Source organism: Halomarina pelagica (assembly GCF_024228315.1).
In the GTDB taxonomy this organism is placed as follows: domain Archaea; phylum Halobacteriota; class Halobacteria; order Halobacteriales; family Haloarculaceae; genus Halomarina; species Halomarina pelagica.
The window spans coordinates 2,576,347-2,603,346 of the sequence record NZ_CP100454.1 but is presented as its reverse complement, the minus strand read 5'-3'; the positions used below and the strand labels follow the sequence as shown (position 1 = coordinate 2,603,346).

Genomic DNA, 27,000 nt, shown 5'->3' with positions numbered 1-27,000 from the left:
GCGGGGCGACCGACCCCTCCGGCCGGTCAGTCGGCGCTCTCCGCGGTCGTTCCCTCGTCGCGGAAGAAGCGGTCGTAGGCCGACTGGAAGTCCTCGTCGCTCTCGGCGATGCGGGCCCAGTCGGCGAGGCCGCGCTCCTCGGGCGTCCCCTCGACGGTGTTGTCGAGGACGAACGCGACGATGCCGCCGACGGCCATGTTCGTCGTCCCGAGGATGTAGAGCGTCCCGCCGACGGCGCTCGTCGCGAGGATCGACCCGACGACGGGCACCGTCGCGAGTCCCTGCTGGAACGCCGCCGTGCCGCCCACCGCGCCCATGTACGAGGGGACGGCCATCCCCGCGAAGACCGCGAGGCCGATCGTGAAGATGTTCCGTGAGGAATCGAGGTCGACGTACTTGAGGTTCGACAGCCCGACGGCGACGATCTGCCCGAACATGGCGAGGTAGAGCCCCCCGACGATGGGATCCGGGATGGTCGCGATGAGCGTCCCGAAGTAGCCGACGAAGCCGACGAGGAGCATCACCGCCGCGCCGATCTGGACCACGTAGCGCGAGGCGACCCCCGTCAGCCCGATCGCGCCGATGTTCTCCGAGTACGAGGTGGACCCGCCCGTGCCCATCATCCCCGCGAAGACGTTCATCAGCCCCTCCATGCCGATGCCGTGGTCGATGCGCTTCCGGCTCGGCGCGCCGACGCCGGAGAGGCGCGCGACGGCGTGGTAGTCCGCGAAGCTCTCGATGATCGACGCGAGGACGCCGGCGAACATCCCGACGACGAACGACGCCTGGACCTTCGGCACCCCCCACATGAGCGGGTAGATGGCGTAGATCGGTTCCGCCGACGCGACCGAGTCCAGGTCGACGTACCCGATCGACCCCGGCGCGTAGACCCCGGCGACCGAGAGGACGGCCGCGACGAGCCACGCCCCCGCGATCCCGAGGATGACGGGGAAGAGGCTGAACGCCCGGTTCCGACCGTCGAGGTACTGGGAGAACAGGACGATGAGCCCGAGGGTGAGGAGCACGAGCCACCAGTTCTGCTGTGCGCCCGCGACGCCCGGGTTCACGTCGACGATCTGCGGGGCGGAGAAGAGCGACAGGCCGATGAGCGCCACCACGGGGGCGACGACGACCGGCGAGATGTACGAGCGAAGGCGGCCGACGACGCCGAGGTAGCCGATGGCGACCTCCGCCAGCGCCGCGACGACGATCGCCCCCTGGAGGTAGAGGAGCTTCGACTGCCAGTCGGGCAACCCGGCGACGACCGGGGCCGCCGTGACGATGGCGATGCCCGGCGCGAGCATCGAGAACGGCGCACCCTGGACGATCGGGTACCGGTTTCCGATCGTCGTCTGGGCCAGCGTCGCGACCCCGGAGACGACGAAGAACGTCCCGACGAACTTCGCCGTCACGTCCTCCGGCATCCCCATCAGGCCGGCCAGGATCAGCGGCACCGCGATGTTCGCCCCCACCATCGTGAGGTAGTGCTGGACGCCGAGGACTACCGAGGTCCCCATCGGCGGCCTGTCCTCGATGCCGTACTCGACCAGCGACGATTCCTCCTCGCTCCGCGATCCGTCCTCACTCACGTCGTCCACCTCGCGACCCATGCAAATTACCCGAGGATCGGCGACCGACCGGATAAAGGCGTCGTCACGCGATCCGAGTGTGAGAAGGTTTACATACCAGAGGGAGGCCAGCGACCCCGTGAGCTGAGAGTCGCCGTGTGGCGTCCCGCGGTTGCGCGACGCACCGCCGCACGCTCCCTGGCCGGCCGCCGACCCTCGGGCGGCTCCCGCCGGCCCCCCGCGTCGCCTGTTCGCCCACCTTTCGCTGCGGGAGCGGCCTCCGGCCGCTCCCTGGCAAAATCTGGACCAAAACCTCGGTGCTCCCTTCGGTCCGCGCCGAGTCCGTTCGAACGGCTGGGTCAGCCTCCGTTCGGCCTCCGGCCTCGTTCACGGTAGCGCGACACCGTGCCTCGCGAGCATCGTCCGCGGAGTCGCCCGTTCGCCCCGAGGCTTTTGCCCTCGCCGCGCGAGCCGATGGTATGAACGACGTCGTTCCCGAGCGCGTCGAACGGTTCGCCCGCCTCGTCGGTCCCGCCGCCGACGAGGTCGTCGCGGAGATGGACGCCTACGCCGAGGAGCGGGGCTTCCCGACGGTCGGTCCCGCCGTCGGGGGGTGGCTGCGCCTGCTCGCGACGATGGTGGACGCCGAACGGATCTTCGAGTTCGGGTCGGGCTTCGGTTACTCGGCGTACTGGTTCGCCGGGGCACTCCCCGGGTCCGGCGAGGTCGTCCTCACCGACCGCGACCCGGACGACCTCGACCGCGCCCGCGCGTACCTGGAGCGCGGCGGCTACCTCGACCGCGCCGTCTTCGAGGAGGGCGACGCGATCGAGGTCGTCGAGCGCTACGACGGCCCGTTCGACGCGGTGCTGATCGACAACGAGAAGCATCGCTACGCGGAGGCGTTCCGCGCCGTCCGGGAGAAGGTCGCCCCCGGCGGCGTGGTCGTCGCCGACAACGCGATCACCGCCGGTCCGATCGACTTCGACGCGCTGGTCGCGCTGATGGCGGGCGAGTCGGTCGAGACCGACGAGCACACCCGCGGCGTCCACGAGTACCTGACGACCGTCCGCGACGACCCGGCGTTCGAGACGGCGCTGATCCCCGTCGGGGAGGGGATCGCGGTGAGCTACCGCACCGGGTAGCGACGCGCTGATCGCCAGACGAGGCTCAGTTCCATGACAAAAGTTAGTAGTCCACGGTCCCACCGTCCGTACATGCCAGGCGGCACTGACATGACGCTTCGACCGTTTCTGTGGCGAGCCGAACGGCTCTACCCGGACACGGAGATCGTCTCCCGGACGGCGGAGGGCATCACGCGCTACACCTACCGCGAGTACGGCGACCGCGTCCGCCAGCTCGCGAACGCCCTCGACGACCTCGGCGTCGAGGCGGGCGACCGCGTGGCGACGTTCTGCTGGAACCACCACCGGCACTTCGAGGCGTACTTCGCCACGCCCTCCGTCGGCGCGCAGTTACACACGATCAACCCGCTGCTCCCGGCCGAGCACGTCCGCTACATCGTCGGCAACGCCGAGGACCGGGTACTGTTCGTCGATCCGTCGCTGATCGGGGCGCTCGAATCCGCCGTCCAGTCGCCGGAGTTCGACGCGGTGGAGCGGTACGTCGTGATGGGCGAGGAGGTCCCCGAGACCTCCCTCGACCCCGTCGTCTCCTACGAGGAGTTCATCGGCGATCGCCCGACGGAGTACGACTGGCCGGACGTGAGCGAGGACCAGCCGGCGGGGATGTGCTACACCTCCGGCACGACCGGGAACCCGAAGGGCGTCGAGTACACCCAGAAGATGCTCTGGGCGCACACGATGGCGACGATCACGCCCCAGGGGCTCGGAATCGCCTCCGACGACGTGGTGATGCCCGTCGTGCCGATGTTCCACGTCAACGCGTGGGGGATGCCGTTCAGCACCACCGCCGGCGGCGCGAAGCACGTCTACCCCGGCCCCTCGCCGACCCCCGAGGACCTCGCCGGCCTCATCGAGGAGGAGGGAGTCACCTTCACGGCCGGCGTCCCCACCGTGTGGCTCGGGCTGATGGACTACTGCAAGGAGCACGAGGTGGACCTCTCGTCGCTCGAGCACGTCATCGTCGGCGGGTCGGCCGCGCCGAAGTCCATGATCCGCTGGTTCGACGACCGGGACGTCGAGGTGCTCCACGCCTGGGGCATGACCGAGATGTCGCCGATCGGCTCCATCTCGCACCTCAAGTCGAACCTCGCGGACGCCGACTACGAGACGCAGGTGGACAAGCGCGCCAAGCAGGGCCTCATGGTGCCCGGCCTCGAGTTCCGCGTCGTCGACGACGACGGCGAGGAGGTGCCGTGGAACGGCGAGGACTTCGGCGAACTCTGGGTGCGCGGTCCGTGGGTGACGACGGAGTACTTCGAGCGCCCCGACGCGAACGAGGAGGACTTCGAGGGCAACTGGCTGAAGACCGGCGACGTCGTCACCGTCGACGAGGAGGGCTACATCAAGATCGTCGACCGCGCGAAGGACGTGATCAAGTCCGGCGGCGAGTGGATCTCCAGCGTCGAACTGGAGAACGCCATCATGGCCCACGACGGCGTGGCCGAGGCGACCGTCATCGGCGTCCCCCACGAGAAGTGGCAGGAGCGGCCCATCGCGTTCATCGTGGCCGCGGAGGGGGCCGACGAGGCGACCGTCGAGTCCGAGGTGATGGACATGCTCGCGGCGGAGTACCCGAAGTGGTGGCTCCCCGACGACGTGGTGTTCATCGACGACGTCCCGAAGACCGCCACCGGGAAGTTCTCGAAGAAGGACCTCCGCGATCAGTACAGCGACGCGTCCATGTTCGAGGGGCAGGCTCCCGAGGAGGCGGCCCCCGACGACGACTGAGTCTCGAAGCGACTCGTTTTCGAACCGTCCCGTTGAACTGTCGTTCCGGCGTTCCGGGTTTCAGGAGCTACATTACGCTCGAAACCGTACCCGGTGACCATGGAACTGTTAGACGAGGGCGTCGTTCCGGAGCACGCGCGGGGCGTCAAGCGGGAGGCCCGCGAGTTCGCCGCGGAGCACATCGCCCCCGCGGCTCAGGAGTACCACAACTCCGGGGAGTACCCGTGGGAGATCCTCGAGGCGGGGATGGACGCGGGGCTCGTCGCCCAGGACGTCGGCGAGGAGTACGGCGGGCGCGGCCTCGACCTCCACGAGATGCTCGCCGTCGCGGAGGAGTTCTTCCGCGCGGACGCGGGCATCGGCCTGACGATGATGCTCGCCTCCTTCGGCGCTGAGATCGTCGAGGAGTTCGGCAGCGAGGAGCAGAAGGAGGAGTACCTGCGCCCGGTGGCCGAGAACGAGGTGGTCACGGGGCTCGCCGCCTCCGAACCGGAGACGGGCAGCGACCTCGCCGGGATGACCACGAGCGCCGAGCGCCGGGGCGACGAGTGGGTGCTCGACGGCGAGAAGTACTGGATCGGCAACGCCGTCGAGGGCGACTGGGTCACCCTCTACGCGAAGACGGGCGACTCCGACGACCGCTACTCGAACTACTCGCTGTTCATCGTCCCGACGGACGCGCCGGGGTACGAGGCCGAGCACATCCCCGAGAAGATCGGCATGCGCGCCTCCAAGCAGGGGCACGTCGTGCTCGACGACTGCCGGATCCCGGAGGAGAACCTGATCGGCGTCGAGGGCGCGGGCTTCTACATGCTCGCGGAGTTCTTCAACCACGGTCGCGTGGTCGTGGGCGGCCACGGCCTGGGGCTGGCCGCCGCCGCCATCGAGGAGGCGTGGGAGTTCGTCCACGGCCGGCAGGCGTTCGGCCGCGACGTGAGCGAGTTCCAGGCCGTCCAGCACATCCTCGCCGACATGCGCATGGAGTTCGAGTCGGCACGAGCGCTCACCTGGCGGGCCGCCGACAGGGTCGCGGATCAGGACAACGCCGGGCTGTGGGCCGCGATGGCGAAGACGAAGGCGACCGAGACGGCGAACGACTGCGCCGAGCGCGCGATGCAACTCCACGGCGGGCGCTCGATCCTCCGGGACCGGCGCGTCTCGCGGGTCTACCGCGACGTCCGCATCCCGGTCATCTACGAGGGGGCGAACGAGATCCAGCGCAACCTCATCTACAGCCAGTCGACGTTCTGATCGGGCCCCAACGTTTTCGTCGCCTCACCCCGTCGTGGACGTATGCGCCGCGCAACGTTGCTCCTGCTCGCCGGCATCGGTCTCGTCGTGTTCCCCGAACCCGCGACGACGCTCCTCGGACTGGCCCTCCTCCTCGTGGGGATCGTGCTCTACCTCCGATAGGGGTTAGAACCCCTCGCGGAGGAACGTCTCATCCGGCGGGAACAGCGCCGCCAGCGTCTCACGCGCCTCGGCGCTCGCGTCGAGGCGACCGAACCGCGCCGCCTCCTCGACCGAGAGGTAGCCGACGGCGAGTTGCGAGAGCGTCCCGATCGACACTTCGGCGTCCGCCGCGCCGTCGGTCCGCTCGCAGGTGGCCCGCCCGCCGCTCGCCTCCAGGCGGAACGTCCCGCGGTTCCGCTCGACCAGCGGATCCTCGACCGCGATCGTCGTCGCGCCGTCGGCGGGGGAGGCCAGTCCCGAGAGCGCGCGCTCGACGTCGACGACGCGGATCATCGCCCCCGGTTCGATCTCGATCTCGACGGCGCGGGGGTCCTCGACGAGGTCGTGGAGGCTCGAATCGACGGGACCGTGCAGCGTCACCTTCGCCACCTGCGAGTCGTGATAGCGGCAGAACCGGAGGACTTCGAGGTGCGCCTCGAAGTCGACGGCTCCCGTCTCGTAGACTCTCATCCGGCGGCCCTCCGAATCGTCGCCGTCCTCGATGTCGTAGACGAGGTACCCGCGGAGTTCGCCGTCGCGCTCCCAGCCCGCGACGTAGGGGTCGTCGTCCCAGCCGGCGAAGACGCGCTTCCGCCACCACTCCTCGGTCCGGTACATGGCGAGCGCGCGGTCGTTTTCGGCGCGGTAGACGGCCTCGCAGTCCGCCCAGCGGTCGGCGTCGAGGTCGACGAACCGGCCGCACTCGGGCGGATCGACGCGGTCGAGGAAGTCGATCGCGTCCGGTTCGAACGTCGCGACGGCGTACCGCGAGGCGGTCTCCCAGCCGAACTGCCGGTAGAAAGCGTACTCGAAGGGCCACAGCGAGGCGAAGTGGTGTTCGCGCTCGCGGTACTCGGCGAGGGACTCGGCGAGCAGCCGGCGGACGAGGCCGCGCCGGCGGTGCTTCGGCGGCGTCGAGACCGCCGAGAGACCGCCGACGGCGTGTCGCTCCCCCCTGATACGGTGGGTGAACCAGTAGTGCCGGCCGGTGCAGCACAGCTCGTCGCCGTCGTAGATCCCCCGGCGCGCGCCGATCCGCGCCGGGGCGGGGAGGTCGTCGGGATCGTCGAGCGGATCGGGGCGCTCGGTCGGGCGGAAGGCGTAGGTGACGAGGCGGCGGAACGCCTCGACGTCGTCGTCGGGGACGGGGCGGTAGTCGTACTCGGCGTCCGTCATGCCCGATGGTGCGCGCGCGGCGGCTTAAACGCACCCCGAGAGCGTCACGCGCTACCGCACGGCGTTCCGAATCGGTGCGGCTACGCGACCGTGCCGACGCCGAACGCCTCGCGGACGGCGTCGCTCGGATCCAGGCGGTCGAGTTCCGCGTCCACGTCGACCGTCCCGATCTCGGGCGGCGCGTCGTCCCGGCGGCCGAGCGCCCGCACGTGCCTGAGGTACGACAGTCTGAGGAGCCGTACCGCCCCCCTCGCGCCCGCCTCGCTGTCGAGGTAGTAGGTCACCCACCCCGACTCGGGGTAGATGTGGTGCGGCGACGCGACGCCCTCATCGACCAGCGCGTCCCTGAGTCGCCTCGTGAGCGGTACGTCGACCTGCCACTGCCCGTGGAGGTGGCCGATCTCGCGTCCCCCGACGCTGAACTCCCGTCCAGCGAAGCGGTGGGGTGCCGTCGAGACGCCGGGCCAGGTCTCGACTTCGGCCGTGATGTCGATCATGGTTCACCCGATGGAGGCCGGCGCGTCCGACGCCGTCCGCCGTCCATCGAGACGGGTAGGACGCGGGCGCGGATGAGGGCGTCGCCTAGCGGTCTCGGTCGTCGGCGAGGAGGCGGTAGCCCTCGGGAGGCTCCCGCGCCTCCGCCGCTCCGTCGGAGCCCTTCCGCTTCGCTCCGTAGGTGACCCATCGCGTCCCGTCGCCGTAGCGGGTGTAACTGTACGGGTGGAAGGCGTCGGCGGTTTCGAGCACGACGTCGATGACGCCGCCCCCCTTCGCGCCGTCGTCCGCGAGGACGGCGCGGGTGGCCTCGTCGTGGTCCATCACCCACACCGCGACGACGTCGCCGCCGAGCAGGTCGCGCGCCTCGCGCTCCGTCAGCGGAGCGTCGGGCCACTCCTCGGTCGGTGGCGGGTCCATGCCACGGCTTCGCACTCACGCGGCTTAGCACCTGTGGCAACAGTGACGTACGAAATAAAGTAGTCTTGAATGATAGTAACGCCGTCGAGCCGTTCGACGGCGGACCCGGCGCTTCGACTCGCGGCTTTATGCGTCGAGCGGACGACGTGTGCGACATGGCAGACGTCGATCTCACCGTGCTCGACCGGGGGCGCGTCCGCGCCGATACGAACTTCGTCGTCGACGGCTCCGCCGTCGCCACGGCGTCGAACCCGGAGCCCGAACACGACTACGCCGAGTTCGCGGTGTGGAACCTGGTGATCGAGACGCCGGAGGCGACGGTGCTCTGGGACACCGGGTCGCACCCGGAGGCGGGCGACGGCTACTGGCCCGAACCGCTGTACGACGCGTTCGCGCACGTCGACGCCGCGGACCACCCCCTCCCCGACGACCTCGACGCGGCGGGCTACGACCTGGCCGACGTCGACGCCGTGGTGACGAGCCACCTCCACCTCGATCACGCGGGTGGCCTCGAACACTTCGCCGGGACGGACGTGCCGATCTACGTCCACGCCGAGGAGCTGCCCTACGCCTACTTCAGCGCCAAGACGACGGAGGGCTCGATCGCCTACCTCGCCTCTGACTTCGACCACGACCTGAACTGGCGGGTGGTCTACGGGGAGCGCGCGACGCCCTTCGAGGGCGTCGAACTGCTCCACCTGCCCGGGCACACGCCCGGGTTGCTGGGCGCGCTGATCCGCCGGGGGGACGACCGTCCGGTGCTCGTCGTCGGCGACGAGGCGTACGTGGCGGCGAACTACGAGGAGGGGCGGCCGATGGCGACGAGCCTGCTCTGGAACAACGCCGCGTGGCGAGAGACGCTCGCCCGCGCGCGGGAGATCGAGCGCCGGACCGACGCCTACGTCGTCCTCGGGCACGACCCGGAGCGGTTCGAGGAGATGCGGTCGGTGCTGTAGATGATCTATCGGTAGAATCTCGGCGGAGCAATATCCGAACCTGGTCGGGAGCGTCGATAGTATCCGGCAGGACGTGGACCGTCAATCAGGTCGGAGAGTGAGGACGTGGGTGGCGAACTCACCGTATACTCGCGGCGGGTTCGGCGACTACGACCACGAGCATCACGGACGGTTCGTACGAAACATATCTGCCACTCGAGGTACGTTTCGCTTACGATGGTGGGACAAGAGAGAAAAGTCCCGTTCACCTGGGTACTCAGAGAGAGCGTTCTCGGTATCGTGGGGGTCATCTATTCGCTTCTCGTACTGTCTGAGCGAAGCTTGGAGGGCTATCCAACGAGTATCCTGGTCACAGTCTCGATCGTGGGCGCTTTGGTCGGCGTGGCATCGATCGCTATCTCCTATAGAACCGCGATAAACGACGATACGTCGGGACGTCGGGCTTTACGCGACCCCCTAACTGTCACACTCATCATCGTTGCGGCGAGTGTCTTCATCGGCCTCGTGTTTCTATTTGAATCATCTCTTACGCCACTCATCGCGTTGATCCTCGGCTTTTCGTTCGCTCTTCCTCTGGGATTTCTCTTCGTGAAATTACGGTGGTGAGGTGTTCAAACCGATAACGGCGACGTGCGTCCTCGCAGCTGTTCGTCCCTCCTACGCTACCCCGTTCACCAGCCCCTCCAGCCGCGCCCAGACGACGAGCGCCGCGGGCGTGACGAGCAGCGCGGTGAGGTAGGCGTAGAGGATCGAGAGGCCGGTGAGGACGCCGAACTGCCCGAGGATGGGCGTGATGGCGAGCACGAGCACGCCGATGCCGAAGACCGTGGTGAGCATGCTCCCCGTGAGCGCCCCGCCGGTCCCCTGGACGGTCCGGGTCAGAGCCGGCCCGAGGTCGCGCTCCTCGTACTCGTCGGCGAAGCGGTGGACGACGTGGACCGAGTAGTCGATGCCGAGGCCGATCGTGATCGAGAGGATCGTCGCCGTGAGGGCGTTGAAGGGGATGCCGAGCGCGCGCATCGACCCGCCGATGAGGCCGAGCGTGACGAGGATCGGGACGAGGTTGGCGAGCCCGAGCGACCAGTAGCCCGTGACGGCGCGGTAGACGATCACGAGGAAGACGGCGGTGAGCGCGAGCGCGAGCGCCAGGCTGCGGAACGCGGAGGCGAAGATGACCCCGGAGACGGCGGCGAAGACGACCGTCTGGCCGGTGGCGGTCGCGTCGGCGCGGTAGCGGTCTGCCATCCGTCGACCCGCGTCGGCGACGGCGTCCTGCCCGGCGTCGCCCTCCGCGGTGTAGACGACCTGCGCGCTCCGGTGGTCGGAGGCGAGGTATCGCTCCGCCCGCTCGCCCGCGGGCGACGATTCGAGCGCCGCGTACACCTCCTCCAGGTCGTCGTCCGGGACGCCGTTGCCGTCCAGGTCGTTCCGGGCGACGAGCGCGGCGAACTCGGGATCGGCGGCCGCCTGCGCCCGGATGACGGTGACGATGCTCTGTGAGCGCGCGCGGCGGTCCTCGCTGACCAGGACGGCGGGGGGATCCGCCGACGCGCGGTACATGGTCTCGAGGGCGGTGTCGCGCTCCATCGGTCCCTCGACGTACACGGTCACCGACTGCTGGTTACCGGAGGCGAAGTTCGACTCGAGGTAGTTGAGCGTGCTCGTGACGGTGTACTCCCCCGGCGCGAACGGCTCGGGGAGCGCGTCGAGGTAGGCCGGGACCTCCTCCGGCGGGAGGAAGTCCTCCTGCTGGAAGCTCGTGTCGACGCCCGTCGCGTAGCCCCCCGAGGCGACGGTGAGGACGGCGACGACGAGCAGGACGGCGACGGGTGCGCGGCGCGCGAGGACGACGCCCGCCGAGAGGGCGCGCCCGAGGACGGTTCCCTCGCGGCCGAGCGGTTGCTGGCTGAACTGCGGGATACGAGTGCGGGCGGCGAGTCGGTCGAGCAGGAGCTTCGCCGCGGGGAGGAACACGCCGAAGATGAGGAAGGTGAACGTGATGCCGACGGCGGCGACGAGGCCGAACTGTCGGATCGGGCCGAGCGAACTCGTCCCGTTGGCGGCGAAGCCGATGACGGTCGTCCCGGTGACGATGAAGAAGGCGACCAGGAGCTGTCTCAGGGTGACGCGCATCGACTCGCCGCGCGCTTCCGTCAGGCGCTCCTCGCGGTAGCGGTTGATCGCGTGGATGCCGAAGTCGATGCCGACCGCGAGCAGCAGCGGCGGCACCGCGATGAGCAGCTGGGAGAACGGAATCCCGGCGAGGCCGGTGAAGCCGAACGTCCAGACGAGCGTCATGGCGAGCGCGACCAGCCCCAGCAGGAGGTCGAGCGGGTCGCGGTAGGCGACGACGAGGAAGAGGACGATGAACAGCGCCGCCGCGGGGACGACGACGATCAGCGAGTCGAAGATAACCCGCGAGAACTCGTCGTTGACGATGCCGGAGCCGAACACCTCGATGCTCGGGGCCGTCGCCGCGACGACCCGCTCCGACCGGAGCTGGATGCTCGTCAGCGGGTCGGAACCGCCGCTCGGTCCGCCGGCGGTCGCCGAGTAGCCGGGGATCGAGTGAGAGACGGAGCCGATCGACGCGGAGGCGGTCGCCGCCTCGGGGTTGAAGTCCGTCGAGAGAGCGGCGGCGAAGCCCGGGCGCTCGGCGGCGCGCTCGACGGCGGCGTCGATCTCGCCGGGCGTCGCCCGCTCGACGGCGCGGATCTGCGCGTCGAGCGTGGTCGCGGTCGGATCGAGCTGTCGGGCGACGCCCTGGGCGGCGCTGCTCGTCCCGACGACCCGGAGGCCCTCCCGTTCCGAGAGCGCCTCCTGGGTCTCGAGCATCCGCAACAGCGCGGGCTTCGAGAGGACGTTCCCCTCGCGCTGGATGAGCGACGTGCTCGCGGTGCCCGGCGCGAACGGCGGCGTGAACTCGCGGTTCACGTCCTCGAACGCCGCCTGGGCGGGCACGTCGGTCGTGAACTGGTCCGTGCCGGTCTCCGTCGAGATGTTCCCGAGGCCGACGGCGAACACGCCCGTCACGAGCAGGAAGGCGAGCACGACGGTCTTCGTCCGCCCGACGACGAGAGCGTCGATCCGGTCGACGAGGCGCGCTGCGTCCATCGTCGGTCAGCGCCGACCGACGAGGAGGTAGCCGAGCGCGAGCACGCCGAGGCCGCCGCCCAGGCCGGGGAGCCACCGCTGCCAGAGCAGGCCGCCGCCCTCGCTCCGTCCGACCTCGACGGGGACGCGGTAGGTGGTCGAGAGCTTCGTGTCGCCGTCCGCGTCCTCGTACTGGAAGTCGAGCGAGACCGGGTAGTCCTTCGCCAGCGCGCTCCCGGCGACGCTCACCTTGAACGTGAGGGTGGCGGACTCGCCGGGGTCGAGCGCCCGGACGTACGCCTCGCTGTCGTCCACCGACACGGGTTCGTCGCCGAACAGCTTCGCGGAGACGTCGGTCACCCGCTCGTCCCCGACGTTCGTCACGCGCAGGCGCACCTCCCCGCCGCCGCCGGCCGTGACGTTCGTCCGCACCGGCTCGACCGCGAAGACGTCGCTGGCCGCGCTCACGTTCGAGGTGACGTACAGCGGCGCGCTCTCGGTCACGCCCCCGTCGTCGGTCGGGTATCGGACGACGAAGTCGAACTGCCGGGGGCCGGCGCTCGCGGCGTCGCTCACGGCGAGGTCGTACGCGAAGCGCGCGCCGTCGCCGGCGGCGAGGTCGCCGAGGGCGTACTCGGTCTCGCTCGCGGCGATCGTCCCGCCGCGCTCGCGGAGGACGAGCACGGCGTCCTCGACGTCGTTCGGCCCCTCGTTGACGACGGTCCCGGCGAGGGTGCCGTCGGTGCCGACGCGGAGCGAGGCGTTCACGTCCTCGACGGCGAACGCCTGGCGCGCGTCGGGCGTCACGCCCGCGGCGTACGGCCCGACGCGCCCCCGATTTCCGTCCTCGTCGGTGTAGTCGACGGTGAGGTCGATCGCGTACGAGCGGTTCTCGGCGGTCGGCGCGAACGAGGCTTCCGTGGCGATCGTCGCCTCCTCGCCCGCGTCGAGGTCGCCGACGTAGGTGCGCGCCGTGGTCGCGCCGCCGAACGTGAGCGCCGCGTTCGAACTCCCGAACGTGATCGCCACGTCTGAGAGGTCCTCCTCGCCCGTGTTCTCGACGACGACCTCGACCATGCCGCTCCCGCCGACGCCCGCGGACGTGTTCGCGTCCACGACCTCCAGGTCGGCCGGGGCCGCCTGCGGCCCGGACGGCGTCGCCGGTTGCGCGGGCGTGCCCGTCCGGGGTCCCTGCGCCGGTCCGCCGCCCGCGCCGGGCGTCGTCGCGTTCCCCGTCCCGACCTGAGCGGTTCGGTTCGAGACGTTCGACGCGTTCTCCGGGGACTCCTGTCCGAACGCGCCCGTCGGCGCGAGACCGACGACCGCAGTCGAGACGAGCAGGAGGGTCACGATCAGGAGGGGGCGTCGCACTCAGGACCACCGCCGTCGCTCGCAGCCAACCGCTGTTGTCATTGTCCTACAGACAGGCCGGCCGATTGATAAGCGCCTCGAAAGGGTTCGGGCGCGGCGACGCGCCCGATGACCGCGGACGGCGACGGCGGGCGAGCCTGTCACCCCGGACGTCGACGGTGGACGGCCCCGTCACTCGACCGGGGCACCGCCGTCCGTTTCGACGAGACCGTAGGCGGTCCGCAGGTGGTCGACGATCCAGTCGACCGTGTCGGGGTCGTACGTCCAGAAGCCGTAGAACCTGCGGGGTTCGCGCTCCTCGGCCAGCAGCGCGCACTTGTTCGCCTCGACGCCCGCGCCGTCGTAGACGACGAACCAGGAGTCGGCGACCTCCCTCGAGCGCTCGACGTGGACGGTGAACGACTCGTGCGACGGGACGGGGGCGTCCGGGACGGCGTAGGTGTGCACGTCGAGGTTCGCCCGACCGCCCAGTTGCTCGTAGACGTCGAGCTGGGTCTCGAGCACCGAGAGCCGCTGAAAGCCGGCGTGGAGTTCGCCGCTCCCGACGCGCCAGGCCCGGTCCTCGATCTCGCGCGAGGCGGCGATCATCTGCCCGGTATCGTACGAGGTGAACATCGTCTCGTCGAGGTGATCGAGGATGGGCTTGCGGGCCTTCCGGTCGAAGTGCGGATCGGTCGCGCGGCGCGGGTTGACGACGTCCTCGACGCTCGCGGCCGTAAGGAACTGCTCGTCCTTGCTCAGGACGACGTACTCCCGGGGGCCCCCCGCGGCCTCCCCCCGCTCGACGACGACGTTGCGGTCGGCGAAGTGCTCGCGCAACGCCTCGGTCACGCCCGCGTCGGCGTTGAAGACCGTGAGGGTCTTCTCGTGGGCCTCGACGCCGGCGATCAGTTCGGTGAGTGACATACCTCCGTGTCCACCCACACGCCACCGCCACTTATAGACCTTTACTCGGTCGTGTCACGCGATTTTCCCCCGTCGACTTCCCGACCTGTCGACCGACCCGACAGTCGGTCGTTCACGAACGACCGTGCTCATATTTACCAATCTATCATAATCAATGTGTGCTAACGTATGGTAAACGCTTTAGTTCGCACACTCCGTTTTCCCGGGTACGGACCTTCGGGCCGTTGATTTCACATGACTGACAACGAACTGGTCTGGCGCATCGCCGGCGGTTCTGGTGACGGGATCGACTCCACCAGCCAGAACTTCGCGAAGGCGTTGATGCGCTCGGGCCTCTCGGTATTTACGCATCGGCACTACCCGTCGCGGATCCGCGGCGGTCACACGTACGTCGAGGTACGCGCCGCGGCGGACGAAGTTAAATCCCGCGGCGACGGGTACAACTTCCTGCTCGCGCTGGGCGACAGCTTCGCGCGCAACCCACAGCAGGAGGCGTACTACGGGAACGAGGAGGTGAAGCCGCTGTCGGAGAACCTGGACGAGCTTCGCGAGGGCGGCATCATCGTCTACGACGAGGGGCTGCTCGACGCGAGCGAGATCGAGGACTTCGAGGAGCGCGCCGAGGAGAACGACTGGCACGTCTACCCGCTCGACCTCCGCGGCATGGCCCGCGAGCACGGCCGCGAGGTCATGCGCAACACGGCGGGCGTCGGCGCGACCGCCGCCCTCCTCGGGATGGACACCGGCCCGTTCGAACAGCTCATGGAGGAGCGCATGGGCGGCGACATCCTGGAGCAGAACGTCGAGATCCTCGAGATGGCCTACGAGCAGGTCGCGGAGATGGACCACTCCCACGACCTGCGGATCCCCGAGGGCGAGCACGACGAGACGCAGGTGCTCGTCTCGGGCAGCACGTCGATCGCCTACGGCGCGCTCGACGAGGGCTGTCGGTTCATCGCCGGCTATCCCATGACGCCGTGGACGGACGTGTTCACGATCATGTCCCAGAACCTGCCCGACGTGGGCGGCATCTCCGAGCAGGTCGAGGACGAGATCGCGGCCGCCGCGCTCGCCCTCGGCGCGAGCCACGCGGGCGCGAAGGCCATGTCCGGCTCCTCGGGCGGCGGGTTCGCGCTCATGTCCGAACCGCTCGGCCTCGCCGAGATCACCGAGACGCCGGTCGTGCTCGTCGAGTCGATGCGCGCCGGTCCCTCCACCGGGATGCCGACGAAGCCCGAGCAGGGCGACCTGGAGCACGTCCTCTACACGAGCCAGGGCGACTCCAACCGCGTCGTCTTCGCGCCCGGGGACGTGCGGGAGGCCTACGAGCAGACGCGGACGGCCTTCCAGATCGCCTACGACTACCAGATCCCCTCGATCGTCGTCTACGACCAGAAGCTCTCGGGCGAACTGCGGAACGTCCCCGAGTCGTTCTTCGACCGCGAGCCGAACCCCTCGCTCGGGGCGACGCTCACCGAGGAGGAGATCGCGGAGGCGGCCCACCACGCCTCGGGGAAGTTCAACCGCTACACCTACGACCCCGAGAACGGCGTCAGCCCCCGGTCGCTCCCCGGTCAGCGGGACGGCCGCTTCCTGGCGTCGGGCAACGAGCACAACCCCCAGGGGCACATCAGCGAGGACCCCGAGAACCGCGTCTTCCAGATGGACCGCCGCATGCGGAAGCTCGAGTCCATCCGCGCGGAACTCGACGACGCCGAGGAGTCCAACCAGACCCTCCACGATCCCTCGGGCGACGCCGAGTACGGTATCCTCACCTGGGGTAGCCACCAGGGGACCGTCGAGGAGGCCGTCGACCGACTCAACGAGGGCGGCCACTCGGTGAAGTCGATGGGCGTGAGCGACCTGATGCCCTACCCGAAGGACGAGGTCACGGCGTTCCTGGAGTCGGTCGACGAGTGCCTCGTCGTCGAGATGAACGCGACGGCACAGTTCCGCGGGCTGACGCAGAAGGAACTCGGTCGGTTCGGCGAGAAGCTGTCGAGCCTGCTGAAGTACAACGGCAACCCCTTCGAGCCCGCGGAGATCGTCGAGGGCTTCGAAGCGAGCATCAACGGCGGGGACCTTCCGGGAGAGACCACGAAGTACGTCCCCGCGGCAGGTGACTGATCATGAGTAGTTCATTCAGCGCGATCGGAGAGGAGCGAGAGATCGACCAGAACGAGTTCACCCCCGGCATCGAGCCGCAGGCGACGTGGTGTCCGGGCTGTGGCGACTTCGGCGTCCTCAAGGCGCTGAAGGGCGCGATGGCCGAACTCGGGAAGAACCCCGACGAGGTGCTGCTCGTCACGGGCATCGGCTGCTCGGGCAAGCTCTCGTCGTACTTCAACAGCTACGGGTTCCACTCCATCCACGGGCGGTCGCTACCCGTGGCCCGCGCCGCGAAACTCGCCAACCCCGACCTCGAAGTGATCGCGGCCGGCGGCGACGGCGACGGCTACGGCATCGGCGGGAACCACTTCATGCACACCGCCCGGGAGAACCACGACATGGTCTACATCGTGTTCAACAACGAGATCTTCGGGCTGACCAAGGGACAGACCTCCCCGACCAGCCCGAAGGGCCACAAGTCGAAGACCCAGCCCCACGGGAGCGCGAAGGACCCCGTGCGGCCGCTGTCGATGTCGCTCTCGGCCGGTGCGTCCTACATCGCCCGCACCGCGGCGGTGAACCCGAACCAGGCCAAGGAGATCATCAAGGAGGCCGTCGAACACGACGGCTTCGCCCACATCGACTTCCTGACGCAGTGTCCGACGTGGAACAAGGACGCGCGACAGTACGTCCCCTACACGGACATCCAGCAGGACGACGAGTTCGACTTCGACGTCGAGGACCGCCGGCAGGCCGGCGAGGCGATGTACGAGGCCGAGTCGCGCCTCTACGAGGGCGAGGTGCTCACGGGGCGGTTCTTCAAGAGCGACCGGCCCTCCTACGGACAGGAGAAGCGCGCGACGGGCGAGATGCCCGAGACGCCGCTGGCCGAGCGCTACTTCGACGACTCCTACGAGTGGGAGCGCAGCTACGACCTGATGGAGCGCCACCGCTAGCGACCCGCGAAGTTCCGCCGCGGTCGACCGCAGACCGTTTACACATTCGCAAGGTATTTTTTACTGGACGCAAAAATAACGTCAATGAGTGCTGACACCACCGAGGACCGCATCCTGTCGGTGCTGGAAGAGGATGCGCAGGCCTCCTATGCGGAGATCGCGGAGCGAGCGGGGGTGTCGAAACCGACGGTTCGGAAGTACATCAACAAACTCGAGACGGACGGCGTCATCGTCGGTTACTCCGCCGACGTCGACCCCAAGAAACTGTCCAGCAAGTCGATCGCGATGGTCGGCATCGACGTGGCGAGCGAACGCTACGTCGAAGCCACGCGCGCGCTGAAGGCCTTAGACGAGGTCGAGGCGCTCTACTCCTCGTCGGGCGACCACATGCTCATGGCGGAGATCCGCGGGGCCGACGGCAACGCCCTGGGGGAGTTCATCAGCGAGGAGATCCTCTCGATCGACGGCGTCACGGCCGCCCACCCCTCGTTCCTGCAGGAGCGGCTCAAGTGACGTACTGCGACGTGATCGCCGTCGGTGGCCATTAGGCAGTCCCGGTCGAAGTCCGGCGCATGGTCGTATTCGAACGCGAGACGCGCGTCGACGCCCCCTTCGAGAACGTCTGGCGCTTCCACTCCCGGATCCAGGGGCTGGAGGCGCTCACGCCGGGCTTTCTGAACCTCGAGATCGAGCGCGTGGTCGGGCCCGACGACGAGCGGAACCCCGAGGTGCTCGCGGCGGGGACCCGCGTGTACGCGTCGATACGCCCCTTCGGCGTCGGCCCGCGTCGGCGGTGGGTGTCGGTCATCGTCGAGCGCGAGGCGGGCGAGGACGCGGCGCGCTTCGTCGACGAGATGGAGGGCGGGCCGTTCCCCCGCTGGCGGCACACTCACCGGTTCGAGCGCGACGGCGACGGGACGATCGTCCGCGACCGCGTCGAGTACGAGTTGCCGTGCGGTCGGCTCGGGGCGGTCGCCGCCGCGTTCGGCGACCTCGGGTTCGGGCCGATGTTCCGCTACCGCCACCACCGGACGCGGACGCTGTTCGAGTAACGGAGAGGCGGCGGATCGAAACGAAAACCGGTAAGACGGTCGTCCGCGGATCGGGGGCGTGGCCCGCGACTCGGCGTCCGTCCCCGTCTCCCCCGCGCTCGCGCTCGGCGTCGCCATCCTCGCGGTGAGCACGAGCGCCATCCTGATCCGCTGGAGCGACGCGCCGAGCGCGGTGAAGGCCTTCTACCGGGTGCTGTTCACGCTCGCGATGGTCGCGCCGTTCGCGCTCTGGCACGCCGACGCGCGCGCCGACTTCGGCGCGCTCTCGCGGCGCGACCTCCTCGGCGCGGGCGTCGCGGGCGCGGCGCTCGCCGTCCACTTCGGCGCGTGGTTCGAGAGCCTGGAGTGGACGAGCGTCGCCGCCAGCGTCACGCTCGTCCAGGCCCAGCCGGTGTTCGTCGCGATCGGCGCGTTCCTCCTGCTCGACGAGCGGGTGACGGGGCGGACCGTCGCCGGCATCCTCGTCGCGCTGGTCGGGATGGCGCTCATGGCGTCGGCCGATCTCCTCGGCGGGTCGTCGGTCGGCGCGCGGCCGCTCTACGGGAACGCGCTCGCGGTCTTCGCGGCGCTCATGACCGCCGTCTACGTGCTCGCCGGGCGGTCGCTCCGGCGTCGCATCGCGCTCCTCCCCTACGTCACCGTCGTCTACGCGACGTGCGCGATCGCCCTGTTCGCGTTCGTCGCCGCCCGGGGGTACCCGCTCTGGCCGTATCCGCCGCGCGAGTGGGCGCTCTTCCTCGCGATGGCCGCCGGACCGGGGATCTTCGGCCACACGGTGATCAACTGGGCGCTGGCGCACGTCGAATCGAGCGTCGTGAGCGTCTCGCTGCTCGCGGAACCCGTCGGGAGCACGCTCCTCGCGCTCGCCCTGCTCGCGGAGGTCCCCGGGCCCCTCACGGCGCTCGGGGGCGGCGTCGTCCTCCTCGGCATCTACGTGACCGCGCGGGGGTGAGAGTCAACCGACGACGACGTCGTCGGCGGGACGCTCGCGGCCGTCGCCGCCGGTCCCGCTCCCTTCGCCGCGATCGCCGCGGCTCGCTCCGTCGGTTCCGTCGGTTCCGCCCGCTCCGCCGGTTCCGTCGGTTCCGCCGTCGAACCCTCCCCCGGTCCCCACCTCGTCTTCGATCGTCGCCTCGACGCGTTCGATCGCCGCCTCCACCTCCGCCTGCGTCGCCGGACCGACGCCGCCCCGACCGCTCCGCGATCGCCACTCCGGCCAGGCGACGCGCTCGTCGGGACCGTCCCCCGGCGTCCGCGTCCTCACCTCCTCGCCGGTCGCCGCGTCGTCGCGCGGTCCGTCACCCGTCGCCGCCTCCAGCGTCCGGAGTCGTTCCCGGACGACGAGATACTCGTCGAGGAGTCCCGCGAACCGCACCTGCAGGTCCTCGATCCGCGCTTCGAGGTTGTCGGCGCGAGTCATCACCTCCACGTACTCGCCGCTTCGCTTATAAGTCTACGTCAGACAATTTCCCGATTGCGTGTCGTTCCTCGTCGTGAGGACTGTCAGTCGTCCGCGCTCGGCCGCTCGGCGCGACGGCCGCGACGCCCGAGGACGTCCTCCGCGATGGCGCGTCGCTTCATCAGGAGGAACCCGGAGAGGATCACGACGAACCCCGCGACGGTGGTCGCCGTCACGCGCTCGCCGAGCGCGAGCCACCCGGCGAGGGCGGCGAACAGCGGGATGACGTACTCGATGAGGCTCGCCTCGATCGGCCCGATGCGGTCCAGCAGGGAGAAGTAGAGGGTGAAGCCGAGCGCCCCCGCGACCGCGCCGAGGTAGGCGACGGCTCCGAGCGCCTCGGGCGTCCACGCGGCGGCGGCGACCGACTCCGTCGGCAGGAGGACGCTCGCGACGTGCAGGGCGACCGCGCCGACGGCCATCATCCACGCCTGGGTCGCGACGAGCGACAGGTCGGGCGCGCGGCTGTGGGTGAAGACTGCCCCGAAGGCGAACACGACCGCCGAGACGAGGACGAGCGCGACGCCGAGGAGGTCCGACGACAGGAGGTCGGAGGGGTCGGGGCTCGCGATGACGACGACGCCCAGAAAGCCGAGGCCCAGGCCGGCCGCGCCGGTCGGCGAGAGCCGTTCGCCGGTCGAGAAGACGCGGGTGAACGCGGGCGTGACGATGGGGACGAGTCCGAGGAGGACCGCGGCGACGCCCGACGAGACGTACTGCTGGCCGGCGAAGAGGAAGGCGTGGTGGCCGGCGATGGCGAACAGGCCGCCAGCGAGCGGATAGAGCCAGTCGTCTCCCGTGCGCGGCCGCCACTCGGCCTTCGTCGCGGCGACGTAGCCGAACAGGAGGACCGCCGCGAGGTCGAACCGTAGCGCCGCGAAGAGCGTCGGCGGCAGGTGCCGCAGTCCGACCTTGGTCACGACGAACGCAGACCCCCAGATGGCGGCCAGCGCGACGAACAGCGCCGCGTTCCGATACCGTCGAGTCACGATTCGAAGGCGGGATCGGGAGGGCGAAAGCGTTCCTATCTTCCACTGGCGTCTCCCCCTCGACGGTGTGCCCATCGACTCGAATCGAGCGCCCGTTGGCCACAAAACTCATACACGTACACCCGGACCAACGACTGTCGACGTCGCCAAGTGCGTGACACCGACGCTCGACGACGCGGGGATCAGTTCGGCCTCCGTGCCGTGCTGCCATCAGATCCCGGCGTCCGAACCATCCTCCGGTCCGCTCCGATTCGATCCGTACCGACCGCTCCCGTCACCCCCTCTACGGTGCTCGTACCGTCACATCGTCGCGACGTGTCGCCGGCATGTATCGCCGGGACGTGTCGCCGGGACGTGTCGCCGGGACGTGTCGCCGGGACGTGTCGCCGGGACGTATCGTCGCGTCGTCCAACGCCGGGTGCGAACGCGAGCGACACCGACGACTAACTCGCTCCACCGCCGGCGGTTCCGGCGACGGGGCGACCGTCCACGTAGACGGTCGTGTTCCCGCCCGCCTGGATTCGGGTCACCGACCCGGTGAACTCGTAGGTGTCGGCCCCCCCGCCGACTTCGCCGGTCACCCGCCTCCCGCTCGCGCCGATCGCGTCCTGGTCGTCGTTCGGATCGGGAGGCCCGGTCTGTCGGAGTTCGCCGGAGACGGTGATCGCGTAGGGCTCCATCTGCCCGCTCTCCCCCACGAGGCGGAGGTCGTGCCAGACCTTCCCGGACGCGTTGGCGTCGGTACCGGGAGAGGGAGCCGGCGTCTCGTTCGACCGCTCGGCCGTCGGTGTCGGAGTGGGTGTCGGACTCGGCGTTGGCGTCGGCGTCCGATCCGACGTCGCGGTTCGCTCCGAAGCCGACATCCCCGCCCCCGTCCCACCCGAGTCGTTCCCGGTCGGCGCACCGGCGGCCGTCGATTCCGTGCGGGGATCGGGGGCGTCGGTCCCGTTTCCGGCGCTCGCTCCCGCGGGCGGCGCGTCGGCACCGGCGTCGATCAGGCTCGGGACGCCCCAGACGACGAGCGTGGCGACCCCGGCCAGGACCACGACGGCGCTGACCGCGACGATCGCCAGGTCGCCGACCTCTCCGAAGACGCTCGACTGTCGCTCGCTCCGGGTCGACGACTCCCGAGCACGATCGGAGGGCATACGAACCGAGACGTTCTTCTCATTCTTATCGATTATTGTTCTAATTAACCAGTTCGGTGAACGTACTCTGCCGTGCAGGGGGTCGCCGCGTCGTGGCGGGTCGGTCGCCCGGAGAGCGAGTGCGATTCGGGTCAGGGTGACGTCCAGACGTACGTCGGGCCGGACGCGCCCGTCGGGCCTGGGAGGGCCACCACGTCGAGGGTCGCCGCGACGAGTCCGTCGGCGAACAGCGCGGCGCGCGGGTCGCCGAGCCGGTCGAGCGTCCGGATCGCCTGCGCCTTCGCCAGCGCGGCGAACTCGCGACCGAAGAAGGTTCGAACGTCCCCGTCGGCCGCGCGAGCGGCGGCCGCGAGCACCGGGCTGTCCGGGAACGCCTCGCGAAGCGGGTGGGAGAGACCGTCCTCCCAGAGGCGGTCGTCGCCGACGAAGTAGTCGAACCCGTCGATCCGACAGAGGCGGGCGGTCGTCGGTCCGGCGGCGACGTCGAGGTAGAGGACCGTCTTCGAGTAGGCGGTCTCCCAGCCGAGATGAACGAGCAGCGCGAACAGCGCCGGGTCGTACGGCCCGCCGTCGGGATCGCCGCGGGCGAACCGCTCTACGGCCTCGTCGACCGCGAGCACCGTCCCCGGATCGAACGGCGTCTCCCGGCAACAGACCTCGACGAACGGGCGGAGGGCGTCCGCATCGAGCGCACCGAGCGAGCGGAGAAACGCCACGAGATCGTCGTCGACGAACGCGCTCGGCGGAAACGACTCGAGGAGTTCGCAGGCGACGGAGACGTGGCGCTCGCTCGCCCGCCGGTCCCCGGTCGCGGGGACCGTCTCCAGCGGGTCGGTCCCGTCGACGGTGTAGAGGACGTCGAGCGCCGAGAGCGCAGCGACGAGGCCGCCGTCGAGGTAGTCGTCCGCCCCGAAGCCGGCGTCAGCGAGGATGCGCTGGCCGCGCGGGGTCACCTGCACCGTTCGCTCGGACGCGTCCGGTGGCCCGTCGTCGGGATGGACGACCCACCGCTCACCGTCGGCCGTCGCCCGCCGCTCGTACAACCGGGGCATGATCGTACGCCGAACGAGTACGCGCACAAATATATCGTTTTCTGTGAATAACCTGATAGAATGAATGGTAGATGCAGGCGAATGAATGTGTCGGTGCTTTCACGTCCGTGAGGTCGGCGAGAGCGACGCCGAATTCGCGAGGAACCCCGAGATCCTCTCGGCGCTCGGGGGCGGCGTCGGTGCTGGCGCGGTCGACGATCGTATCGCGGCCAGGGTTCCCCGACGTTCGGGGACGCGCGGTGCCACGCGTCGAACCAGACCGTCGTCCTCCCGGTCGCCGACGGTCGCGGCGATCCCGGGTACGAGACGACCTCGTTCGAGCGGTACGCGACGTGGCAGTGTCGAGACGCGGCGAGCGACCGGGGACGAACCCTCCTCGGTTCCCGGCATCGAGAAATGTCGACGCAGGTGTCTGATCGAAGTACCCCGTCGTCGAGCTATGAGTACGCCATACGATACTCTGAAGTACGATCACGAAAGCGTTGAATTCGTCAGGAGATCTGATATCGTTGTAACTCCGGCAATTCATCGAGACGGCGTCGGAACGCTATCCCGGGATCACGCGAATTCGTGGCAGGAGACCGAGGCGGAGCGATCTACAGCGGATCGGGTGCGGGGTTCTCTCGTTTGGTCTGTTCTGCTCAAGTAATTCCTCGATGAAGAACCCCCCGCACTTCGCTCACTCGTAAAAACTCGTTCGCTGTAGTGCTCCGTCGGGGATTTGAACCCCGGTCATTGCCTCGAGAGGGCAATATGATTGGCCGGACTACACTAACGGAGCGCCCGACGCGTCGTGCGTCTGCGTTCACGAGTACCGGGGAATGACGCTTAACGGTTCCGCTTCGGCGGTCCTTTGTCACTCGTCATCATCGAACGGCGAGCGCGCCGCCCGCGGCTCGTCGCCCGCCCGGCTGATGATGTTCTCGCGGCCGACGCGGAGCTTGCTGATGTACCCCTCCTCCTCCATGTCCGAGAGGAGCATGCTCACCTTGGACTTCGACCAGTCCGTCTCCTCGACGATGTTGACCTGCTTCATCCGGCCGCCGTTCTCGGCGAGGAGGTTCATCACTCGATCCTCGTCCGTCAGGAGCGCCTCGTCCGAGATCGACGGCTCGGTCGTCGTCGTTCGGTCGCCCCGCCGCTCGTTCGCGGCCCCCGGCGGCCCCGGTCGTCCCGGGGCTCCCGGGCCGTCGGCAGCGCCGTCGCCACCGAACCCGTCGAAGCGGTCGAAAACGTCGAACCGATAGGCGAGGAAGGTACCGACCGCGAGGAGCGCGACCGCGAGCACGACGCCGGCCGACCAGAGCGGGACGCCAGCGCCGAACTCGCCGGCCTCGCCGTCGCCGCCGGGATCGGCAGTTCCGTTCGCGCTCTCCGGCGGTGCGAGCACGACCTGCGGGTTGCCGTCGAGGAACTGTCGCCCCTCCTCGCCGCCGACCCAGACGACGGTGTCGTTGTCCTGTTGCTTGGGCTGAGGGGCGGCGGAGACGAGCGAGAGGTCGCCGCCCCAGGAGACGACGAACCGCTGGTCGGGACCGAGGTACAGGCCCCCCTCGAAGACGTCCCCGACGACGACGCGTTTGCCGTCGACGAACGCGAACCCGTCCCAGAGGAACGACATCTCGACGACGCCCTGGTTCCCGAGCGGGGTGACGTACGCCCGCTTGCGGAAGTCGGTAGCCGACATCTCCCGCCCGGTCACGTCCGAACCGGCCGTGGTCAACCGCTTCGAGCGGTTCTTGAAGTCGCGATAGAGCGGCGTCTCGCCCCCGTTGAACTCCTCGGCGAACGTTTCGAACTGTCGACGCTCGGTGTCGTTGTTCGTGTCGAGCGCTCGCTTGTAGACGAACGTCCACCGGGCCGATCCGTTCTCGTAGACCTCGACGCTGAACACCGTCTGGTCGAAGTCCTGCGTTTGTGCCGCCACGTCGGCGGTGGCGACGCCAGTAGCCGTCGAAGAACCGACAAGAATCACGGCGAAGAGAACGACTACTAGCGCACGCGACATCTATCGTACCCAAACCAATCGTACTATAAAATCCCCACGGCTAGCCAGTGGGGGACGGTCACGGACACCATGGTACGGGCCGGCGGAAGGGTCGCGGCGGGCCGGTCGCGGTACGGGGACGCTCGCCGACGGGCGGTCGTCAGCCGCGACTCAGTCGTCGGCCACTTCGGGTTCCGCGACCGTCGGTTCGACGCCGGCGTGGCGGACGAGCGCGTCGAACGCGTCGAGCGCCCGACGGTCGCCGTCGGTGATGCCGCGGGCGGTCCGTCGGCCGAAGCGGGCGGTCGCGAACTCCCGCGCCACGAGCGCCGCGCGACCGTCGCCGTTCTCGATTTCCTCCCCCGCGACGGCGAGGAGTTCGGCGGCCGCGAACACGTCGTAGACGTAGTCCGCGAGTTCCTTCGCCTGGAGCTGGGCGTAGTCGGCGGCGGCGGCCGCGAGCGTGGCGAACGCGGCCCGTAGATCGGCGAACTCCGCCGCGACCGTATCGCGCACGTCCGACAGCGACTCGTGCTCGACCGCGTCGAGGCGCTCCTGGACGGCGTCGGCGAACTCCTCACGGGCCCCCTCGCGCGCGAGGACGCGGAGCACGTCGAGCGAGAGGACGTTCGAGGTCCCCTCCCAGATCGGAAGCACCTGGGCGTCCCGGAGCATCCGCTCGGTGGTGAACCCCGAGACGTAGCCGTTGCCGCCGAGCACCTCGCAGGCGTAGGACGCCGCGTCGACGGCCTCCCGCGCCGTGCGGTACTTCGCGACCGGGACGAGCAGGCGCATCAGGCGGTAGGCCTCCTCGTCGTCCTCGCGGTGGTAGCGGTCGAACAGCCGCACGGCAGCGAAGGTGAAGGCGACCGCGGCCTCGTAGTCGACGCTCATCTCCACGAGGTCCCGACGCATGAGCGGGTACTGGTCGATGGTCCGACCGAACGCCTCGCGGTTCGCCGCGTGGACCTTCGACTCGAGGAGACAGCGCCCCACGACGCCGACGCTGGCGGCGGCGTTCGAGAGCCGCTCGTAGTTGAGCATCTCCGTCATGTAGCGGAACCCGCGCTCGGGTTCGCCCACGAGGTACCCCTCCGCGCCGCGGAACTCCACCTCCCCGGTCGGCACGGAGATCGTTCCGAGCTTGTCCTTCAGGCGTCGGTAGAGCTGGTCGTTCAGCTCCCCGTCGGCCTTCGTGTGCGGGACGAGAAACAGCGAGAGCCCCTCGGTCCCCTCGGGCGCGCCCTCGCGGCGGGCGAGCGCGAGCGTCCCCTCGGCGTCGACGTTCGAGCAGAACCACTTCTCGCCGGTGAGGCGGTAGACGCCCTCCTCGTCGGTCTCGACGGCCGTCGTCTCGATCGCGCCGACGTCGCTCCCGCCCTGCTTCTCGGTGAGGAACATCGCCCCCTCGATGTAGTCCTCGGCGTCGCGGGTCGTCAGACGCTGGAAGTACTCCTCCAGGCGATCGTCGTCCGCGAACCGGTCGAGCACGAGCGCCGCCCCGACGGTCATCGACGCCGGACAGACGAAGCCGGGATCGGCGTACGACAACAGCGTCTGGAGCGTCAGCGCGTGGACGAACCCCATCGGCGCGTCCGCGCCCGGCGGCGCGTGGAACGCGTCGTGGGAGAGGCCGAAGTCGCTGTAGGCGATGCGCTCGGTCTCCTCCAGCGCGGGGTGGTACTCCACGCGGTTCTGCACCTCGCCGTGGCGGTCGTAGGTGTGCAGTTCCGGCCCGTGGGCCTCGACGGCCTCGGAGTTCTCCACGACGGTCGTCCCCACCACCTCGCCGAACTCGCGGAGCCGGTCGCTCGCCCACGCGAACGACTCGTCGGGGTACGCCCGCTCCGCCGCCCGCTGCAGCGTCCGGTCGAGTTCCCAGTAGTTGCAGTCGCGCCCGGCGTCGAGCGCGCCGTAGTCGATCGGCTCCTCCATGTC

Annotated in this window: 23 protein-coding genes and 1 tRNA gene; 10 read left to right on the top strand and 14 right to left on the bottom strand. The window is 69.4% G+C overall.

Annotated features, from left to right (window positions below):
• Nucleotides 1-26: 26 nt before the first annotated feature.
• The gene (locus NKI68_RS13525) at nt 27-1,610 is read right to left on the bottom strand and encodes a uracil-xanthine permease family protein (RefSeq protein ID WP_438267778.1); all 1,584 of its coding nucleotides are present in this window, start codon (nt 1,608-1,610) and stop codon (nt 27-29) included.
• A gap of 437 nt (nt 1,611-2,047) precedes the next feature.
• Between NKI68_RS13525 and NKI68_RS13520 the strand changes: the two genes are divergently transcribed.
• The 3 genes from NKI68_RS13520 to NKI68_RS13510 all read left to right on the top strand — a co-directional run bounded on the left by NKI68_RS13520 (nt 2,048) and on the right by NKI68_RS13510 (nt 5,692).
• Nucleotides 2,048-2,713 (top strand): O-methyltransferase, encoded by a 666-nt coding sequence (locus NKI68_RS13520; protein WP_254543628.1) that lies wholly within the window; start codon nt 2,048-2,050, stop codon nt 2,711-2,713.
• Between the two features lie 72 nt (nt 2,714-2,785).
• Nucleotides 2,786-4,441 carry a long-chain fatty acid--CoA ligase gene (locus NKI68_RS13515; RefSeq protein ID WP_254543627.1) on the top strand — a complete coding sequence of 552 codons (1,656 nt, stop codon included), beginning with the start codon at nt 2,786-2,788 and terminating at the stop codon, nt 4,439-4,441.
• Nucleotides 4,442-4,540: 99 nt separating this feature from the next.
• Complete coding sequence (locus NKI68_RS13510) at nt 4,541-5,692, top strand: acyl-CoA dehydrogenase family protein (RefSeq protein WP_254543626.1); 1,152 nt, start codon at nt 4,541-4,543, stop codon at nt 5,690-5,692.
• 165 nt (nt 5,693-5,857) lie between these two features.
• Here the strand turns inward: NKI68_RS13510 and NKI68_RS13505 are convergent, their stop codons facing one another.
• The 3 genes from NKI68_RS13505 to NKI68_RS13495 all read right to left on the bottom strand — a co-directional run bounded on the left by NKI68_RS13505 (nt 5,858) and on the right by NKI68_RS13495 (nt 7,984).
• Nucleotides 5,858-7,069: a GNAT family N-acetyltransferase gene (locus NKI68_RS13505; RefSeq protein WP_254543625.1), complete on the bottom strand. Its 1,212-nt coding sequence runs from the start codon at nt 7,067-7,069 to the stop codon at nt 5,858-5,860.
• 80 nt (nt 7,070-7,149) lie between these two features.
• Nucleotides 7,150-7,566, bottom strand: a complete 417-nt coding sequence (locus tag NKI68_RS13500; RefSeq protein WP_254543624.1) for a luciferase domain-containing protein — start codon at nt 7,564-7,566, stop codon at nt 7,150-7,152.
• 85 nt (nt 7,567-7,651) lie between these two features.
• Complete coding sequence (locus NKI68_RS13495) at nt 7,652-7,984, bottom strand: hypothetical protein (protein WP_254543623.1); 333 nt, start codon at nt 7,982-7,984, stop codon at nt 7,652-7,654.
• 155 nt (nt 7,985-8,139) lie between these two features.
• Between NKI68_RS13495 and NKI68_RS13490 the strand changes: the two genes are divergently transcribed.
• Complete coding sequence (locus NKI68_RS13490; protein ID WP_254543622.1) at nt 8,140-8,940, top strand: N-acyl homoserine lactonase family protein; 801 nt, start codon at nt 8,140-8,142, stop codon at nt 8,938-8,940.
• 216 nt (nt 8,941-9,156) lie between these two features.
• Nucleotides 9,157-9,546 carry a hypothetical protein gene (locus NKI68_RS13485; RefSeq protein WP_254543621.1) on the top strand — a complete coding sequence of 130 codons (390 nt, stop codon included), beginning with the start codon at nt 9,157-9,159 and terminating at the stop codon, nt 9,544-9,546.
• A 51-nt stretch (nt 9,547-9,597) separates the two neighbouring features.
• Here the strand turns inward: NKI68_RS13485 and NKI68_RS13480 are convergent, their stop codons facing one another.
• The 3 genes from NKI68_RS13480 to NKI68_RS13470 form a co-directional block, all read right to left on the bottom strand.
• A complete protein-coding gene (locus tag NKI68_RS13480) occupies nt 9,598-12,054 on the bottom strand; it encodes an efflux RND transporter permease subunit (protein WP_254543620.1) in 2,457 nt (818 codons plus the stop codon).
• Nucleotides 12,055-12,060: 6 nt separating this feature from the next.
• Nucleotides 12,061-13,404: a COG1361 S-layer family protein gene (locus tag NKI68_RS13475; RefSeq protein WP_254543619.1), complete on the bottom strand. Its 1,344-nt coding sequence runs from the start codon at nt 13,402-13,404 to the stop codon at nt 12,061-12,063.
• A gap of 171 nt (nt 13,405-13,575) precedes the next feature.
• Nucleotides 13,576-14,310: a DICT sensory domain-containing protein gene (locus NKI68_RS13470; RefSeq protein ID WP_254543618.1), complete on the bottom strand. Its 735-nt coding sequence runs from the start codon at nt 14,308-14,310 to the stop codon at nt 13,576-13,578.
• A gap of 234 nt (nt 14,311-14,544) precedes the next feature.
• On the opposite strand from NKI68_RS13470, the gene NKI68_RS13465 reads away from it, so the two are divergent.
• The 5 genes from NKI68_RS13465 to NKI68_RS13445 all read left to right on the top strand — a co-directional run bounded on the left by NKI68_RS13465 (nt 14,545) and on the right by NKI68_RS13445 (nt 19,379).
• Entirely contained in the window at nt 14,545-16,437 is a 1,893-nt protein-coding gene (locus NKI68_RS13465) for a 2-oxoacid:acceptor oxidoreductase subunit alpha (protein WP_254543617.1), read from the top strand.
• Nucleotides 16,438-16,439: 2 nt separating this feature from the next.
• A complete protein-coding gene (locus NKI68_RS13460) occupies nt 16,440-17,375 on the top strand; it encodes a thiamine pyrophosphate-dependent enzyme (protein ID WP_254543616.1) in 936 nt (311 codons plus the stop codon).
• Nucleotides 17,376-17,459: 84 nt separating this feature from the next.
• The gene (lrpA1, locus tag NKI68_RS13455) at nt 17,460-17,888 is read left to right on the top strand and encodes an HTH-type transcriptional regulator LrpA1 (protein WP_254543615.1); all 429 of its coding nucleotides are present in this window, start codon (nt 17,460-17,462) and stop codon (nt 17,886-17,888) included.
• A gap of 59 nt (nt 17,889-17,947) precedes the next feature.
• The gene (locus NKI68_RS13450; RefSeq protein WP_254543614.1) at nt 17,948-18,427 is read left to right on the top strand and encodes an SRPBCC family protein; all 480 of its coding nucleotides are present in this window, start codon (nt 17,948-17,950) and stop codon (nt 18,425-18,427) included.
• Nucleotides 18,428-18,485: 58 nt separating this feature from the next.
• The gene (locus NKI68_RS13445) at nt 18,486-19,379 is read left to right on the top strand and encodes a DMT family transporter (protein ID WP_254543613.1); all 894 of its coding nucleotides are present in this window, start codon (nt 18,486-18,488) and stop codon (nt 19,377-19,379) included.
• 3 nt (nt 19,380-19,382) lie between these two features.
• Here NKI68_RS13445 and NKI68_RS13440 read toward each other — a convergent pair whose 3' ends face one another.
• The 7 genes from NKI68_RS13440 to NKI68_RS13410 form a co-directional block, all read right to left on the bottom strand.
• Entirely contained in the window at nt 19,383-19,847 is a 465-nt protein-coding gene (locus NKI68_RS13440) for a hypothetical protein (protein ID WP_254543612.1), read from the bottom strand.
• A gap of 83 nt (nt 19,848-19,930) precedes the next feature.
• Nucleotides 19,931-20,875, bottom strand: a complete 945-nt coding sequence (locus tag NKI68_RS13435; RefSeq protein ID WP_254543611.1) for a DMT family transporter — start codon at nt 20,873-20,875, stop codon at nt 19,931-19,933.
• A gap of 443 nt (nt 20,876-21,318) precedes the next feature.
• On the bottom strand, nt 21,319-22,023 hold the full coding sequence (locus tag NKI68_RS13430; protein WP_254543610.1) for a hypothetical protein: 705 nt from the start codon (nt 22,021-22,023) through the stop codon (nt 21,319-21,321).
• A 131-nt stretch (nt 22,024-22,154) separates the two neighbouring features.
• Nucleotides 22,155-23,075, bottom strand: a complete 921-nt coding sequence (locus NKI68_RS13425) for a hypothetical protein (protein WP_254543609.1) — start codon at nt 23,073-23,075, stop codon at nt 22,155-22,157.
• 706 nt (nt 23,076-23,781) lie between these two features.
• Nucleotides 23,782-23,856 (bottom strand) — tRNA-Glu (locus tag NKI68_RS13420).
• A 75-nt stretch (nt 23,857-23,931) separates the two neighbouring features.
• Nucleotides 23,932-25,002, bottom strand: coding sequence for a helix-turn-helix transcriptional regulator (locus NKI68_RS13415; protein ID WP_254543608.1), 1,071 nt, complete (start codon nt 25,000-25,002; stop codon nt 23,932-23,934).
• Nucleotides 25,003-25,233: 231 nt separating this feature from the next.
• The gene (locus NKI68_RS13410) at nt 25,234-26,997 is read right to left on the bottom strand and encodes an acyl-CoA dehydrogenase family protein (protein ID WP_254543607.1); all 1,764 of its coding nucleotides are present in this window, start codon (nt 26,995-26,997) and stop codon (nt 25,234-25,236) included.
• Nucleotides 26,998-27,000 lie beyond the last annotated feature (3 nt).

What these genes read in the sequence shown, in the direction of transcription:
- NKI68_RS13525 (WP_438267778.1), bottom strand. Translation starts at nt 1,610, where the DNA reads ATGGGTCGCGAGGTGGACGACGTGAGTGAGGACGGATCGCGGAGCGAG.
- NKI68_RS13500 (WP_254543624.1), bottom strand. Translation starts at nt 7,566, where the DNA reads ATGATCGACATCACGGCCGAAGTCGAGACCTGGCCCGGCGTCTCGACG.
- NKI68_RS13515 (WP_254543627.1), top strand. Translation starts at nt 2,786, where the DNA reads ATGCCAGGCGGCACTGACATGACGCTTCGACCGTTTCTGTGGCGAGCC.
- NKI68_RS13490 (WP_254543622.1), top strand. Translation starts at nt 8,140, where the DNA reads ATGGCAGACGTCGATCTCACCGTGCTCGACCGGGGGCGCGTCCGCGCC.
- NKI68_RS13505 (WP_254543625.1), bottom strand. Translation starts at nt 7,069, where the DNA reads ATGACGGACGCCGAGTACGACTACCGCCCCGTCCCCGACGACGACGTC.
- NKI68_RS13430 (WP_254543610.1), bottom strand. Translation starts at nt 22,023, where the DNA reads ATGCCCTCCGATCGTGCTCGGGAGTCGTCGACCCGGAGCGAGCGACAG.
- NKI68_RS13520 (WP_254543628.1), top strand. Translation starts at nt 2,048, where the DNA reads ATGAACGACGTCGTTCCCGAGCGCGTCGAACGGTTCGCCCGCCTCGTC.
- NKI68_RS13470 (WP_254543618.1), bottom strand. Translation starts at nt 14,310, where the DNA reads ATGTCACTCACCGAACTGATCGCCGGCGTCGAGGCCCACGAGAAGACC.
- NKI68_RS13480 (WP_254543620.1), bottom strand. Translation starts at nt 12,054, where the DNA reads ATGGACGCAGCGCGCCTCGTCGACCGGATCGACGCTCTCGTCGTCGGG.
- NKI68_RS13410 (WP_254543607.1), bottom strand. Translation starts at nt 26,997, where the DNA reads ATGGAGGAGCCGATCGACTACGGCGCGCTCGACGCCGGGCGCGACTGC.
- NKI68_RS13440 (WP_254543612.1), bottom strand. Translation starts at nt 19,847, where the DNA reads ATGACTCGCGCCGACAACCTCGAAGCGCGGATCGAGGACCTGCAGGTG.
- NKI68_RS13495 (WP_254543623.1), bottom strand. Translation starts at nt 7,984, where the DNA reads ATGGACCCGCCACCGACCGAGGAGTGGCCCGACGCTCCGCTGACGGAG.
- lrpA1 (WP_254543615.1), top strand. Translation starts at nt 17,460, where the DNA reads ATGAGTGCTGACACCACCGAGGACCGCATCCTGTCGGTGCTGGAAGAG.
- NKI68_RS13465 (WP_254543617.1), top strand. Translation starts at nt 14,545, where the DNA reads ATGACTGACAACGAACTGGTCTGGCGCATCGCCGGCGGTTCTGGTGAC.
- NKI68_RS13460 (WP_254543616.1), top strand. Translation starts at nt 16,440, where the DNA reads ATGAGTAGTTCATTCAGCGCGATCGGAGAGGAGCGAGAGATCGACCAG.
- NKI68_RS13425 (WP_254543609.1), bottom strand. Translation starts at nt 23,075, where the DNA reads ATGCCCCGGTTGTACGAGCGGCGGGCGACGGCCGACGGTGAGCGGTGG.
- NKI68_RS13450 (WP_254543614.1), top strand. Translation starts at nt 17,948, where the DNA reads ATGGTCGTATTCGAACGCGAGACGCGCGTCGACGCCCCCTTCGAGAAC.
- NKI68_RS13510 (WP_254543626.1), top strand. Translation starts at nt 4,541, where the DNA reads ATGGAACTGTTAGACGAGGGCGTCGTTCCGGAGCACGCGCGGGGCGTC.
- NKI68_RS13485 (WP_254543621.1), top strand. Translation starts at nt 9,157, where the DNA reads ATGGTGGGACAAGAGAGAAAAGTCCCGTTCACCTGGGTACTCAGAGAG.